We start from the raw sequence: 14,964 nt of genomic DNA on the forward strand, positions 1-14,964 counted from the left end.
GTCGAACGCTCGCGGGCTTGCTGACTGGGCTCATCGGTCCTCGCGGGTGGGACGGCGCCTTCGCGTGCTCTGGCCGCCCCGACATATGGCCGAATTTCCGGCCGCTGCAAACGGCCCCCGACGCCTCGAGAGCGCGGACATCCGCGGTCTCCATCAAATCTCCATCGAATCTGCACGATTCTCGAACGGCGACGGCGTAGGTCACGATCGAACCCGAAGCCTCGGCAATATTCTCGAAAGCGCGCCATGAATTTTCGTCCGACGATCGCCGCCTTCACCGCCGCCGTCGCGCTCGCCGGATGCGACTTCATTTCGCGGGACCGAGCCAAGGCGTCGCCCGAGCGGCCCGAGGTGGGCGTCGTCACCTTGCATCCTCGAAATGTCGCCATCTCCTCCGAGCTGCCCGGCCGCATTGTTGCTTCGCTGGTGGCGGAAGTGCGGCCGCATGTGGCGGGGATCATTCAGAAGAGGCTGTTCCAGGAGGGCGGCGAGGTCGCCGAGGGCGCGCCGCTCTATCAGATCGATCCCGCCCCCTATCGTGCCGCGCACGACAGCGCCTTCGCCGCCTTGCAGAAGGCCGAGGCTGCCGTGCCCAGCGCTCGAGCCAAGGTCGAGCGCTATCAAGGGCTGATAAAAAAGAACGCCGTCAGCACGCAGGATCTCGAGGAGGCCGTCGGGGCTCTGGCCCAGGCGCGCGCTGATGTGGCGACGGCGCAGGCGAATGTCGCGAGCGCCAAGATCAATCTCGACTATACGACGATCAAGGCGCCGATCGGCGGCCGCGCGGACAAATCCTCGCTCACGCAAGGCGCGCTGGTGACGGCCGGTCAGGTCGACACGCTCACCACCATTCGCACGCTCGATCCGATCTATGTCGACCTCACCCGATCGAGCGCCGCCTTGCTCGATCTGAGACAGGCCATCGACGAGGGCCGCGTCCGATCGTCGGAGCGCAAAGTCGATGTGAAGCTGAAGCTCGAAAATGGCTGGGTCTATCCGATGACCGGACGGCTCGAATTCACAGAGGCCAAAGTCAGCCAGACGACCGGAACCGCGACAGTGCGGGTGGTCTTCCCCAATCCGTCGCGACTGCTTCTGCCGGGAATGTACGCCCGGGCGATCGTCGAGGAAGGCGTCGCGCCCGGCGCGTTCCTCGTCCCTCAGCGCGCGGTCGTCCGCAACGTCAAGGGGCAGGCGACGGCGCTGGTGCTCGGCAAGGACGATAAGATCGAAGAGCGCACGCTCTCCGTCGGCAGGACGGTCGGCAATAATTGGCTGGTCACGGCGGGGCTCGGCGACGGCGACCGCGTGGTTGTCGAAGGCCTGCAGCTCGTGCGCGCCGGGCAACCGGCGACAGGCGTCGAGGTCGTGATCGACGACGCCACCGGCGACCTGCGCGAGCGTGAGCCGACGACGATGAAAATCCAGGCGAAAGGCTGACGCGCGTGATCTCCGCATTTTTTATCGTCCGTCCGATCTTCGCTTCGGTGATCGCGATCGTCGTCATGCTCGGCGGCCTGCTGGCGCTCATCGGCCTGCCGGTCTCGCAATATCCGGAGATCGCGCCGCCGACGATCCAGATCACCGCCACCTATCCTGGAGCAGATGCGCGGACGGTCGAGAATTCGGTCACCAAGATCATCGAGCAAGGCATGACCGGCCTCGACCATCTCGACTACATGACCTCGACGTCGACATCGACCGGCCAGGCCGACATCACCCTCACCTTCACGAACGCCGCCAATCCGGATGTGGCGCAGATGCAGGTGCAGAACAAGCTGCAGCTCGTCACCGCGCTGCTGCCGACCATGGTTCAGTCCAATGGCCTCACCGTCACCAAATCGTCGAATGCCTTTCTGATGGTCGTCGGATTCGTCTCGACCGACGGCACGATGACCGGCACGGATCTGTCGGACTACGTCAAGAGCGCCCTCAACGACACGTTGAAGCGGGTCGAAGGCGTCGGCGCCACGCAGCTCTTCGGCGCCGGCTATGCGATGCGCATTTGGCTCGATCCGGACAGGCTCGCCAAATATGCGCTGAACCCGAGCGATGTCGCGAGCGCGATTCAGGCGCAGAACGCGCAAGTTTCGGCGGGACAGCTCGGCGGTCTGCCGGCGCGCAGAGGGCAGCAGCTCAACGCCACCGTCACGGCGCAGAGCCGTCTGCAGACGCCGGAGCAGTTCCGGAACGTCATTGTTAAAAGTGCGGCCGACGGCTCGCTGGTCCGCATCGGCGACGTTGCGACCGTCGAGCTGGGCGCCGAGGATTATGTCAGCGCCTCGACCTATAATGGCGCGCCGGCGACTGGTCTCGCTGTCAATCTGGCGACGGGCGCGAACGCGGTCCGCACGGCCGCGGCGGTCAAGGCGGCGATCGAGCGGCTCGCGCCGACTTTCCCCGAAGGCGTGAAAGTCGTCTATCCCTACGACACGACGCCTTTCGTCAAAATCTCGATCGAACAGGTGACTCACACGCTGATCGAGGCGATCGCACTCGTCTTTCTCGTCATGCTGGCCTTTCTGCACAATATTCGCGCCACGCTCATTCCGACGCTCGCCGTGCCGGTGGTGCTGCTCGGAACCTTCGGCGTTCTGGCGGTGGCGGGATATTCGATCAACACGCTCACAATGTTCGCCATGGTGCTGGCGATCGGGCTCCTGGTCGACGACGCCATCGTCGTGGTCGAGAATGTCGAGCGCATCATGCATGAGGAAGGGCTGTCGCCACGCGAGGCGACGGTCAAATCCATGAGCGAGATCACCAGCGCGCTCATCGGCATCACGACGGTCTTGTCCACGGTTTTCGTGCCGATGGCCTTTTTCGGCGGCTCGGTCGGCGTCATCTATCGCCAGTTCTCGGTCACAATCGTTTCGGCCATGGCGCTGTCGGTCGGCGTCGCATTGATCCTGACGCCGGCGCTCTGCGCGACGCTTCTGCGCCCGCCGAAGCCGGGCGCCGAGAAGGCAGGCTTGTTCCGTTGGTTCGATCGCAACATGGAACGCATCGCCGACGCCTATCGAGAGGCCGCGGCCGCTGTTCTGCGGCGCCCGAGGCGTGGCTTCGCGGCTCTCGCCGTGATGACGATCGCGGCTGCCGCATTGTTCACGCGCTTGCCGAGCTCGTTTCTGCCGCAGGAGGATCAGGGCTATCTGATGGTCAGCGTGCAGCTGCCCGTCGGCGCGACCAGCGATCGCACGGAGCGCGCGCTCGATCGCGTGACGCGCTATTTCCTCGATCAGGAGGGCAAGGCCGTCGATGGCGTCATGACAGTGAGGGGCTTCGCCTTCAGCGGCCTCGGCCAGGATGTCGGCATGGCGTTCGTCGGCCTGCGCGACTTTTCAGAACGTAAGGCGTCCGATATGTCCGCGACCGCAGTGACAGAGCGCGCGACGGCGGCGCTCTCGGGCATTCGCGACGCGCAGGTTTTCGTGCTGGCGCCGCCTGCGATCGAGGGATTGGGCACGAGCAGCGGCTTCGATTTCTATCTCGAAGATATGACCGGCGCCGGCCACGAAAAGCTCTTGGCCGCGCGAGACCATCTGCTCGCCGCAGCGGCGCGGAGCAGGCTCTTGAATGGCGTGCGGCCGAACGGCCAGGACGACACGCCGCAATTTGCGATCGAGGTCGATCAGGAAAAAGCGAGCGCCCTCGGCGTCGGGCTTTCCGACGTCAACGCCACACTGTCGACGGCCTGGGGCGGCGCCTATGTGAACGACTTCATCGATCGCGGCCGCGTCAAAAAGGTCTATCTGCAATCGGCCGCCGATTTCCGAATGCAGCCGGACGATCTCGACCGTTGGCATGTCCGCGGCGCTTCGGGCGAGATGGCGCCCTTCTCGTCTTTCGCGTCCGGCCGCTGGGCGTTCGGCTCGCCGCGCCTCGAACGTTACAACGGATCGCCCGCCGTCCAGATCCAGGGCGGGGCTGCGATCGGCGCCAGCTCCGGCGACGCCATGACGGAGATCGACCGTCTGGTCGCCAGTCTGCCATCTGGATTCGCCCATGAATGGACGAGCCTGTCGCGGCAGGAGCGTCTCTCGGGCAATCAGGCCACGGCGCTCTATGCGATCTCGGTCCTCGTCGTCTTCCTGTGCCTCGCCGCGCTCTATGAGAGCTGGACGGTCCCACTCGCCGTCATGCTGTGCGCGCCGATCGGCGTGCTCGGCGCGCTCGTCGCCGCGCTGATGTTCGGCCAGGCCAATGACGTCTATTTCAAGGTCGGCCTGCTGACGACGATCGGGCTCGTCGCCAAGAACGCAATTTTGATCGTCGAATTCGCGCTCGACCATCAAAGGGCGGGAATGGATGTGATCGAGGCGACGCTGCTCGCGGCGCGCCAGCGGCTGCGCCCGATCGTGATGACCTCCTTCGCCTTCATCCTCGGAGTCGCGCCGCTCGCCTTCGCCGGCGGCGCAGGCTCGGCCGCGCAAAACGCGATCGGCGTCGGCGTCATGGGCGGCATGATCGCAGCGACGGCGCTCGTCATCTTCTTCGTTCCACTGCTGTTCGTCGCCACCTTTTCGTTGTCACGTCCCGCCAAACAAGAGCCGACGTTTTCGGGCCAGCCGCACGATTGGCGTTGATCTCGTTTCAAAGATTTTTTCAGGAGCAATTATCGTGGAAAGGCGAATAGCTCTCACGGACATAGACCGCCCTGGAGAGGCGCTCGAAGTCGATATCATCGCCGCCGACGAGACGTCGTTGACGCTTGGGGTGCCGAACACGTCCGTGCAATTTCGATTATTCCGCCATAGCCGAGATGCTGCCTATCAAGGATCATTGGGCGGGCGTAGCTTTTGCTACGTTCCGCTGGCCGTCGAGGCGGGAAAGAGCCTCACAAAACGGAGAAAATAGAACGTCCGGCGCCTGAAAGCGTCAAGTGAAATTGTCAGGATGGAGGCGCGCACGGATTTTTGTCGCGACGCTGGGATCAGCCGGCCGAGGGCGCGAAACTCGTCGCCGCGGCGCGAGGATTTGCGACAGACGAAGCCCGATGATCCGGCGCGGCTCCGGCGGCTCGATCCGCAGCAGGCGGACGCTTCCTCTCGCCGTTTCGATCGGCAGGCTCATCTCCGGGAGCAGCGCGCAGCCCATGTCCGCCGAGACCATCTGAACCAGCGTCGTCAGATTGGTCATGCCGAAAGTGTCGATGTTCAGCACATTGCGGCTCTCGCAATAGCTGTTCGACCATTTGCGGACGCCGATCGCCGGTCAGGCGACGGTCGTCGCTATTTGCGGGCCTTTCGGGCGGCATAGCGTGCGTCTCTGGCCGCCTTGCGTTCGGCCGCAGAAGCAACGTCACGCGCCGCCTGTTCGGCGGCTCTCGCGTCGCGTTCCGCCTGCTCGGCCTTCAGAACAGTTTCGCGCGCGGCTCGGTCTCCCGCCGCGCGGGCTTCGGCGGCGAGGCGGGCGGCTTCGCGTTCTCCGGCTCGCGCCTCGCGCGCGGCGATGATCGCCTGCCGGGCCGTCAGCCGCTCGGCCGCGCCCTCATTGATTTGGGCCGTCAAGACGCGGAATTTTTCCAGCTTTGCTTTTTTCGCCGCCTCGGCGGCGTTTCGACGCTCGCCAAAATCGGAATTCTTGAACAGGGCCATACTTTCACGTCCTCGCTGACCTAGATTGCTCCACTACTTTCGAGACACTTAAGGCATCGCGCTCTCAGGACAAAATTTAGCTGAACGCGTATCGCGGACTGGAGAGGGCCTGCGCTGAGGCGAGCCCCGACCGATAGAAAAGCCTCCACCGTGACCAACGATCATGACGGTCACGACCACGATCATGATCACGGCGACCACGACCACGGCGACGGCGACGGGCATGACCATTGCGGCCACAGGCATGGCCATGGCGCCCATCGCGGACACCGCGTATCCCAGCCCGGGCGCGAGGCGGACCTCTTCTAAAATGGGCCGCCGCGAACAGCGACCCATTGTCGATGCGGCGGAAAACCGCCACTCGCGCGTCGGCTCAGATTTCCTTGAGCTGATCGGCAGAGGTTTTGCCGGTGCGGCGGTCCTGGGCGAGTTCGTAGCTCACCTTCTGGCCTTCGCGCAGATCGCGCAGACCGGCGCGCTCGACGGCGCTAATATGAACGAAAACATCCGGGCCGCCTTCATCGGGCTGGATGAAGCCGAAGCCCTTTTGACCATTGAACCATTTCACCGTTCCGGTAGCCATTTCGTCTCTCCAGGCATGTATCGGGAGAAGGCCCGCATGCGCGGGGCCGGGTCGATCGATGTTTGGAAGAGGTCGTCAGCGGCTTCGTTCCCAAAGCAAGTCCAAGTCGTCATGCCGAAAATCGATGGATGCGAGAAATAGTGGCCTGCGGTGCTGATTGCAATGCAATCGGTTGCGTCGCAAATTTTGTCTACGGACGCGACACGGGCGTCCGAGAGTGACGCGGCTCACGCCGCGAGGGCATAGAACTGCTGCGCTGGACGCAATTTGCCCCTGGCCTGCAGCTGGTCCTTTCGGATCATATGCATGAGTTCGATCCCCGAGAGTGTCGCAGCGGCCGATCGAAATGATTTGAAACCCAGCATCGGCCGCGTGACGCGTTTCACTGCTCGATGGTCCTGCTCGACGATATTATTGAGATATTTGATGCGCCGGATTTCGATGTCCGCTTCACGCTCCTCATTGTAACTTTCGATCGCTGATGTGTTGGCTCCGCTCTTGTCGATCGTTATCTTCTTCGGCTCGCCGTGTTGGCCGATCGCCTTGCGCAAGAAGCGCAACGCCGCTTTGCAATCCCTCTTGGCCTTCAGAAGGAAATCGACCGTCGCACCCGCTTTGTCGACGGCCCGATACAGATATTTCCAGCAGCCTTTGACTTTCACATAAGTCTCATCGAGACGCCAGCTGGATGCGATCGCATGCTTGCGAGCACGGAACTGTTTCTCCAGCAAAGGCGCATACTTGACGACCCAGCGGTTGAGCGTGGAATGGTCGACGTCGACGCCGCGCTCTTCCATCATTTCCTCAAGTCGACGATAGCTCATCGGATACGCCACATACCACCGGACGCCACACAGGATCACGTCGCGTTCAAAATGGCTCCCCTCGAAGTCGATCATCGCGCTATTCCGCCTGCTCTCTGCCGACGATCATAGGCCATATCGACCTTCGAAAAAAATTTGCGACAAAACCGAATTTCCTCCGGGCGACTCGACAGAGTTTCACGTTCGCCGCGCCGTCTCGGGCGGACTATCCCAGAGAAGCAAACCGCAACGTTCCATACGCTCTCAAAAAGCAGTCAATTCCAGCTTGAACGGTCGCCTCTGCCTCTGCTCTGGTCGGCGGCGCGATGCCGAGCGCGATCCGAAGGGGCATATCCGCGAAGACAAGATGAAGCAGATGTGAGGCGGCGATCTTCGCGTCGACAAAAGTGAGAAGTCCTTCTCGCTCGGCCTCCTCGAAGACGGAAACGAGGAGTTTGAGCGCAGCTCGTTGATTACTCTCGAACACCAGAAGGCAGAGTCCGGGAAAGCGCCAGCGTTCACTGCATACAGCTTGGAAGAATGCGGTGGAGTCCTTTCGGAGCCAGCACCCCACAAACTCCCACGCCAGCCTGCGTAACGCGGGCTCGAGGCCGAGGCTGAGATCAGGTTCGGCGCAGCGAAGCACCGACGTTCGAAACTCGCTCTCGACGAGATCGGCGAAGAGCGCCTCCTTGTTCGCGAAATATACGTAGAGCGTTGCTTTCGACACACCTGCGGCACGCGCGATCGCGTCCATGCTGGTCTCCGAGAAGCCCTGTCCCAGAAATTGCGCCCGCGCCGCCGTGAGAATGACGTCTTTGCGCAGGGTAGCGCGTTTCTCCGCCGCTTCGTTATCGACCGTCGGGAGTTCCGCGTTCATCGCAGTCCCTTTCTGCCTGAGCGGCGCATGCATGACCGATGCACGAAGGCTGCGCGCCAGTCGCCGCGGATCGCCTTCATTACCTCCTCTTACAGACATCGTCCAACAGACCAAAATTTGCTCTAACGAAAGAATGCGAGTGTGCTATCCGGTCGAAAGGGATGCGCTAGGGGCTAGTCGCGCGATTTCTCTGCAATCTCCTCTACTTTCGCCATGACGCGTAGCAAATTACCACTCCAGAGCTTGGCGATGTCGTCCTCGCTATAGCCCCGCCGCACCAGTTCGCGCGTCACGTTGTACGTTTCGCTCGCGTCCTTCCAACCGACGATGCCACCGCCGCCCCCAAAGTCTGATGCGATGCCCACATGATCGACGCCGATCTTTTTCACAGCATAGTCGATATGGTCTACGAGCCTTTTCACATCCGTGCGAGACCAAACCTGGTCAAGCGCCAGCAGGCGACGAAAATACTCGGCGGCCTTGTCGGGCGGGAGTTTGCCGACCGCGAACGGATCGACGAGCCCATATTCCCGACGCAGCGCCTCCTGCGCCTTTTGCTTGGCGACGGCGCCGACCCACAGATAAGAGTCGAAGGCGACGATCTGTGCGACACCGCCCTTTCTCGCCAATGCTTCCAGAGTTTCGTCGTCGAGATTGCGCGAGATCGGATTGAGCGCGCCGATGTCCGAATGCGAAGCGATGACCGGGGCGCGCGACAGTTCGATCGCCTGCAGCGCGGTCTCCTTGGACGCGTGCGAAATGTCGACGATAAGTCCGAGCCGGTTGAGCTCGGCGACGACCTGCCGGCCGAGCGGGCTGAGACCACTGTGTTCGGGCCCTTTGTCGAGCCAGGAAACTGGATTGGCGGAATCGCCGAGGTCGTTGTGCCCCGCATGGACGAGGCCGAAATAGCGCGCGCCGAGATCGTGATAGCGCTGGAGAAGGCGTATATCCTTGCCGATGACGAAGCCGTTCTCTATGCCGATCAGTGCGAGCAGCTTTCCGCTCGCGCGAATGCGCGTGACGTCGGCGGCCGACCGGGCGAGCTCGATCTGATCGGGATATGTCTCCACCATCTTGTGGATCGCCGCGAATTTCGTCTCGGCGCCCAGGCGCGCCTGCGCGTAGTTCTCCGCCGTGCGTGAGGTCTGGCCAACATAGACGACGAAGAAGGCGGCGCTCAACCCGCCTTCTCGCATCTTGGGCAGGTCTACCTGCAATTTGCTCGGCCTGCCCGGGTCGGCCTGTGGCGACATGAATTCGAATGGAATGTCGACATGCGTGTCAAGCGTCAGCAAGCGCTTGTGGATCGCGTCGGCCGCGGCGGTCGAGGGATCGTCTACGGAGTCGCCGCGCGCAGTGGGAGCTGCCGCGATGAGCGTCGCGAAAGCAGCAGCGAGAAAGTGGTTTGACGGAAGGCGGGACCGCGTTGCGCGAGCGCCGTGGCGCGACGAGATTTTGGACATAGGCGAGGCAATGCCTTCGAGTTCAGAGAGTAGCGGCGTCTCGCGACGGATCTCGCAAGTCCGTTAGAAGTTCAACGATGCGCGGGCGTAATAGTAACCCCCGTTGATGCCGTAGGGAGAGAAGTTATTAGTCCCATTCGCATTTGTGAAGCGTGCGTAGAAAGGAGAGGCGTCTGGACGCACGCCGAAGACATTATTTCCGCCGATTGCGGTATGTAGGCCGAAATCGAAATCATAGCCGATCTCGAGATCGGTGATGAGCTTCGGCGAGTTGATGGCGGTCGTGTAGGGTGCGCCGCCGGTCACGTAGTTCGGTGTGACCTGGGTAGTCCATCCATAATGCGTGAAATGAAGTGTGAATGTCCATGCGTCGAGCAGATAGGAGCCGCCAAAAATGATCTTCTCATGCGGCACGCCGTCGGTGAGGAATGACTTCGCCGACGCGTCCAGCAGCGGCGAGCCGATGAAAGCCGCTGGCGCTTCGGCGACGCGAAGTATGGTTGTGTCGAAGAAGCTCGCCGCAAAGTCGAAGTGGAAGGCGCCGTCGGAACCCGCATCGATCAAATAGTCAGCCTTCACATCGACTCCGCGCGTGCGCGTATCGGCGCCATTGACGAAATAGCTGACGAACCCCGCGAAGCCTGGCGACACCACATTTCCGCTCGCGGCGATCGCCGCATTGGCCGCGTCGCCGGTCAACGTGCCGGTCGAGACGATACGATCACGAAGATCGATCTGATAGGCGTCGACCGAAGCGTGCATATTCGGCACGGGTTCCAGCACGAGGCCGACCGTCACATTGGTAGATTTCTCCGGCTTCAGCGGCTTCGCGCCGGCGAGTGCGGCCGCCGGCGAATTGGGAGCGAGAACAATGATCGCAGACACTGGGGAGACCTGCGATTTGGTGTAGAATTCCTCGGCGAGCGTCGGCGCACGAAAGCCTGTGTTTACGGTTCCCCTCAACGCGATCTGCGGCGTCACGTCGTAACGCGTCGAGAGCTTGCCATTCACCGTATCGCCGAAGTCGCTGTAGGTCTCGTAGCGGCCCGCGATCTCGATTTTCCAGTGCGACAAGGGCTTGTTGCTCACATCGACATAGCCGGCAAAGGAGTCGCGGCCATGCGCTCCTGCGTCTGTCGAACGAATTCCCACCAAGGCCGCGGGTCCACCCTCGTAGTAGGACCAAGCGTCGCCCTGAATGATGCGATAGGTGTCCCGTCTGCTTTCCGCACCGAAGGCGATGTTGAAGGGAGACGCCCAGAAGGGCAAGGGAACGGGCTTAGTGAAGTCGAGGTTGATTGTGCGTTGCGAGTTGGAATATTGGCCGATGTAGAATTGGCGCGGCGTCCATCCTCGAGCGTTGAACAGGGAGGCGTTCGCCGTGTCGTTGATTCCGACGTCTACCACGTCGGCCCCATAGGTGAAGGCGAGATCCCAACGGCCGTCCGAGAGGAAGGAGCCTTTCAGACCGCCGGTGATCGACCAGTCGGTCTCGTGAATCGTCTCGGCCGGGAGAAATCCGCTTACTGTGAGCATCGTCGGAAGCGCCCCGTTGAGGGTCGGCGTACGGAATCCCTGAAACGATTCACCCCGACGTCGCGCGCCCGTGCCGAACAGATAGGCTTCGACGCCATTGTCGAACTGGTAGCCCGCGTTCAGACCACCGGCTCCGCGCAGATAGGCAGCGTCGCCGTAGAAGAGCCCGACCGTATCGGGATTGAGCCAGGGAAAGGGCGTGCCCGGTCCGACGCGTGGCGAGGCGCTGTAAAATCCTCTGTCCGGTCCGCTCTGATTGGAATGCAGATGCGAAGCGAGATCGGCGGAAAGATGCAGAAACCCGCTTTCGCCGAGAGCAAATCCCTTGTCGACGCGCCCGGTTCGCGTAAGGCCGTTGCCGTGAGTGTTTGTGTTGTTGCTCGGTCCGTACGAGCCGATGAGCGCGCCGACCTCGCCCCAGTCCGGCGAGTCCTTCAAAATGATGTTGATGACGCCAGCGATCGCGTCTGAGCCATATTGCGCCGCTGCTCCATCTTCCAGGATTTCGACGTGGTCGATCGCCGAAAGGGGAATCTGCTCGAGGTCGACGCCATTCACGCCATTGTTGTTGAATTCGCCCATATTGGCCGTGCTGTGGCGGCGCTTGCCGTTGACGAGCACGAGCACATGATTAGCCGTGAGTCCGCGCAAGCTCGGCGTGCGGACGAGATTGTCGAGATCGCCGCCGAAGCCGCTGAAGGCGTATGAAGGATCGAGCTTCTGCAGCGCGTCGAACAGATTGTTCGCGCCCGTCTGCGCAATTCGATTGGAGCCGAGCACGGTGACCGGCGAGGCGCTCTCGCGCGCCTTCACATTGTAGTCGCGCGTCCCGGTGACGATGATGTCGTCGACTGAGAGCTCGGTCGGCTTGCGGTCCTCCGCGCGAGCGGATAGCCCGGCCAGCGCCAGAATGAGCGCAGCGGCGCTCGCTTCGATGGAGCGCCGATGGGATATGGTCAAGATTTTGCGCTGAACAACGACCATTCGAGCCTCGTCGAAATTCGCATTCCGCGAGCACTTCGCAGAAGCACATGAAAGCGCCGAACATAGGTATCGCGCCCCGGAGCCTCTGCTCTATCAGTCTTCTCGTGGATACGACAAAGAAGAAAATCTAAAGGCTGACATGAGAATCGTAGATTTGTCGCGCGTACGCGTCGAACTTCGGATGAAGGCAAAAGAAACATCAATACCCGTTCGTGCGGGCGCGACGTTGCATGAAGCAAGACAATCCGCCACAACGAGAGGCGATCTCCGGTCGATTTCGAGATAGGCAATTCAGTTCGACTCGGGTCGGCGAACGCCGCTGGCCTGTCACACAGCGTCGCCGCGGCGCGCAGGCTCCGACACGAAATAGTGACGATCTCTCAGCCCGACCCGCTCCGACCCGGCCCCGAAATGCAGCAGAACCTCTCATGCTTGAGTTTAGAATTTCTCCTTTGTCGATATCGATCTGCGGCTGCTAGCCTTTCAGCTCAGCTAGCGCTGGTCGAGCGTGTCGTCGCCTTTGCGTGCATCCGCGAAGTCCTCGCCGAATGATGATTGCGATGAGGGATGAAATGGTGTCTGTTCAGAGCAAGGAGCTCTCCGTCTTTCGTAGAGGTCTGGTCGAATCGAGCGTCGTCGCGCTGAGTCTGGCGTTGGCGACGCATTCCGCCAACGCCGAAGACACCAAGCAGGAACGAGCGGCGGGGATCGCCATCGATGACGTCATCGTCACCGGAACCCGCGACTACTCCGTGAAGGCGTGGGAAAGCGCCGCGCCCGTCACAGTCCTCAGCGCCAATCGGCTCGAGCAGACCGGCCAGAGCAATCTGGCGAGCGCGTTGCAAAAGCTCGCTCCGTCCTTTTCATTCACCGGCTTCGACGGAGTGCTCGACAATCTCGTACGTCAAGCGCGCCTACGCGGACTCACGTCAAATCATGTGCTCGTGCTCGTCAATGGAAAGCGCCGACACAGCACGGCCAACATAGGTTCGCTCGTCAACAGTGGCGCGAGCGGCGTCGATCTCGAGCAAATTCCCGTCTCGGCAATCGATCATATCGAGATCTTGGAAGACGGCGCTGCCGCGCAATATGGCTCGGACGCCATCGCCGGCGTCATTAATATCATCTTGAAAAGCTCGTTCGATTCGGGCCAGGCGAGCGTTCTCGTCGGTTCCTACGGCCCAAGCGACAACGCGAGCGCTCACGGAAATGGGCTGACTCGAACGGGCCAGATCGACAAAGGCTTCGCCTTGGGCAGCCAGGGCTTCTTGCATCTCAGCGCCGATCTCGTCTCGCATCTGCATTCCAATCAGAGCGGTTCAGATACGAACTTGTACGGCTATACGCCGCGCGTCGGGCCGGGCACGGCCTACCCATGGATCGATCCGAAAACCGTCGGCGTCATTTCTGGCGACGCCGCCTATATTCGAGGCGCGGCGGGACTGAATGGCGGCTATGAATTCGACAATGGCGTCGAAGCTTATGTCTTCGGCACGGGCGGGGGGCGGAGAGGCGAGTCGTTCCAGAATTTTCGAACGCCGGTCGTGAGCGGCGTGAATTTATTATCGGTCTATCCCTACGGCTTTGCTCCGGCGACGACGATTCACGAAAGCGATTGGTCAGTGACGGCCGGACTCAAGGGGAGCTTCCTCGAAGACGGTCGCTGGGATCTCGGCTTCACTTATGGCGCAAACGTCATCGACGTTGGCGCCAACACAACAGCCAATCCCGAGCTGTTCCGAGACCGCGGCTGGACGCCCAGGCAGTTCTATATCGGACAATATTCCAATTCCCAACGCACGCTCAATCTCGATTTCGTCAAGCCGCTGTCATTGCCTTTTTTTCCCGAGCCGATCAATGTGGCCATCGGAGCCGAGAACCGTCGTGACACCTATCGCATCATACAGGGCGACTACTGGTCATACTATAATAGCGGAGCCGCCGCCGGGGCAGGGATCCGTCCGACCGACGCGAGCGACCACACCCGAGATTCCTTCGCCGGCTATATCGACGTCGCCACCAAGCCATTGCCGCGTTGGAAAGTGGATATCGCTGGCCGTTACGAGACATATAGCGATTTCGGCGACACCGTGAACGGCAAGCTCTCCGCGCGCTATGATATCTCCCCGGAGATCGCGGTCCGCGGAACAGTCAGCACCGGCTTTCGCGCGCCGACGCTGGCCGAGGAGTTCTACACCCAGTCAAAAGTCTCGCCATTCTCGGCGATCATTCAGCTCGCTCCGAATTCGGCAGCCGCGGCGCTCGCCGGCGCGAAAGCCCTGAAGCCTGAAAAATCGACCAATGTGACGGTCGGCCTCGTACTGGAGCCATTGCCGAATCTCCACGCTTCGGTCGACGCCTATCAGATCGATCTTCGCGATCGTATCGTCTCGACTGGCACTGTGAACGGTCCGGCGGCGGACGCCGCGATAGCGGCGAGCGGTAATACGCCCCCTCCGGGCTCCGCCGGCTATGTGAGCTTCTATGTGAACGGCGCCGACACGCGCACGCGTGGCGTCGATGTAAAGGCGGACTATTCGATCGACACCGGCCTGGATGGCATTTTTCGCTTTCACGCGGCGGCGACCTTCTTCGAGACGGCGATCCTGCGGGTCGCCGATTCACCGTCAGCGTTCAAGGGCGCGCCCTTGCTCGATGCGCAAGCGCGATCCTATCTCACCTCCAACGTGCCGCATGAAAAGATCATCTTCGGCGGAACTTATCTTCGCGACAATTGGACGTTCGCGCTGAATTTCACGCATTACGGTTGGGTTTCCTCGACCACGGCTTATTTCCTCACGGGCGCAGCGCCCTACACCGTCGCCGTCACCTCGCCGAAGCTCATAACCGATCTCGAGATCGGCTACGATTTTGATTTCGGCGTTCATGCCGCCATCGGTGGCAATAATGTGTTCGGCGTTCGCCCCGACGCTTCGCCCTTATATGCCCAGTATTATCACGCCAACACGTATAATTTCTTCGCTCCCTATGGCTTCAACGGCGGCTACTACTACGCTCGTGCTTCGTGGAAGTTCTGAATGACACGTCGCCGATGCAGGTTTGGAGGCGTGGTCCGCGGCCGTATTAAATGAAAAGTTCTCACGGAGAATACTAT

The 14,964-nt window shown here is 61.4% G+C and carries 10 protein-coding genes; 3 read left to right on the forward strand and 7 right to left on the reverse strand.

What is annotated here, in order from left to right; genetic code table 11:
• Positions 1-246: 246 nt before the first annotated feature.
• Entirely contained in the window at positions 247-1,440 is a 1,194-nt protein-coding gene (locus ACT53T_RS22160; protein WP_476162868.1) for an efflux RND transporter periplasmic adaptor subunit, read from the forward strand.
• Between the two features lie 8 nt (positions 1,441-1,448).
• The gene (locus ACT53T_RS22165) at positions 1,449-4,586 is read left to right on the forward strand and encodes an efflux RND transporter permease subunit (RefSeq protein WP_476162906.1); all 3,138 of its coding nucleotides are present in this window, start codon (positions 1,449-1,451) and stop codon (positions 4,584-4,586) included.
• Between the two features lie 292 nt (positions 4,587-4,878).
• On the opposite strand, the gene ACT53T_RS22170 is transcribed toward ACT53T_RS22165, so the two are convergent.
• The 7 genes from ACT53T_RS22170 to ACT53T_RS22200 all read right to left on the reverse strand — a co-directional run bounded on the left by ACT53T_RS22170 (position 4,879) and on the right by ACT53T_RS22200 (position 11,825).
• Positions 4,879-5,163: a hypothetical protein gene (locus ACT53T_RS22170; protein WP_476162869.1), complete on the reverse strand. Its 285-nt coding sequence runs from the start codon at positions 5,161-5,163 to the stop codon at positions 4,879-4,881.
• Positions 5,164-5,231: 68 nt separating this feature from the next.
• Positions 5,232-5,597: a DUF6481 family protein gene (locus tag ACT53T_RS22175; protein WP_476162870.1), complete on the reverse strand. Its 366-nt coding sequence runs from the start codon at positions 5,595-5,597 to the stop codon at positions 5,232-5,234.
• Between the two features lie 373 nt (positions 5,598-5,970).
• The gene (locus ACT53T_RS22180) at positions 5,971-6,180 is read right to left on the reverse strand and encodes a cold-shock protein (RefSeq protein ID WP_083967297.1); all 210 of its coding nucleotides are present in this window, start codon (positions 6,178-6,180) and stop codon (positions 5,971-5,973) included.
• A gap of 227 nt (positions 6,181-6,407) precedes the next feature.
• Complete coding sequence (locus tag ACT53T_RS22185; RefSeq protein WP_476162871.1) at positions 6,408-7,079, reverse strand: IS6 family transposase; 672 nt, start codon at positions 7,077-7,079, stop codon at positions 6,408-6,410.
• A 130-nt stretch (positions 7,080-7,209) separates the two neighbouring features.
• Positions 7,210-7,863, reverse strand: a complete 654-nt coding sequence (locus tag ACT53T_RS22190; protein WP_476162872.1) for a TetR/AcrR family transcriptional regulator — start codon at positions 7,861-7,863, stop codon at positions 7,210-7,212.
• 173 nt (positions 7,864-8,036) lie between these two features.
• Positions 8,037-9,161: a dipeptidase gene (locus tag ACT53T_RS22195; RefSeq protein ID WP_476162873.1), complete on the reverse strand. Its 1,125-nt coding sequence runs from the start codon at positions 9,159-9,161 to the stop codon at positions 8,037-8,039.
• A 231-nt stretch (positions 9,162-9,392) separates the two neighbouring features.
• Positions 9,393-11,825, reverse strand: a complete 2,433-nt coding sequence (locus tag ACT53T_RS22200; protein ID WP_476162874.1) for a TonB-dependent receptor plug domain-containing protein — start codon at positions 11,823-11,825, stop codon at positions 9,393-9,395.
• A gap of 596 nt (positions 11,826-12,421) precedes the next feature.
• Between ACT53T_RS22200 and ACT53T_RS22205 the strand changes: the two genes are divergently transcribed.
• Positions 12,422-14,887, forward strand: a complete 2,466-nt coding sequence (locus ACT53T_RS22205) for a TonB-dependent receptor plug domain-containing protein (protein ID WP_476162875.1) — start codon at positions 12,422-12,424, stop codon at positions 14,885-14,887.
• Positions 14,888-14,964 lie beyond the last annotated feature (77 nt).

The organism is Methylosinus sp. DMC45 (assembly GCF_056313885.1).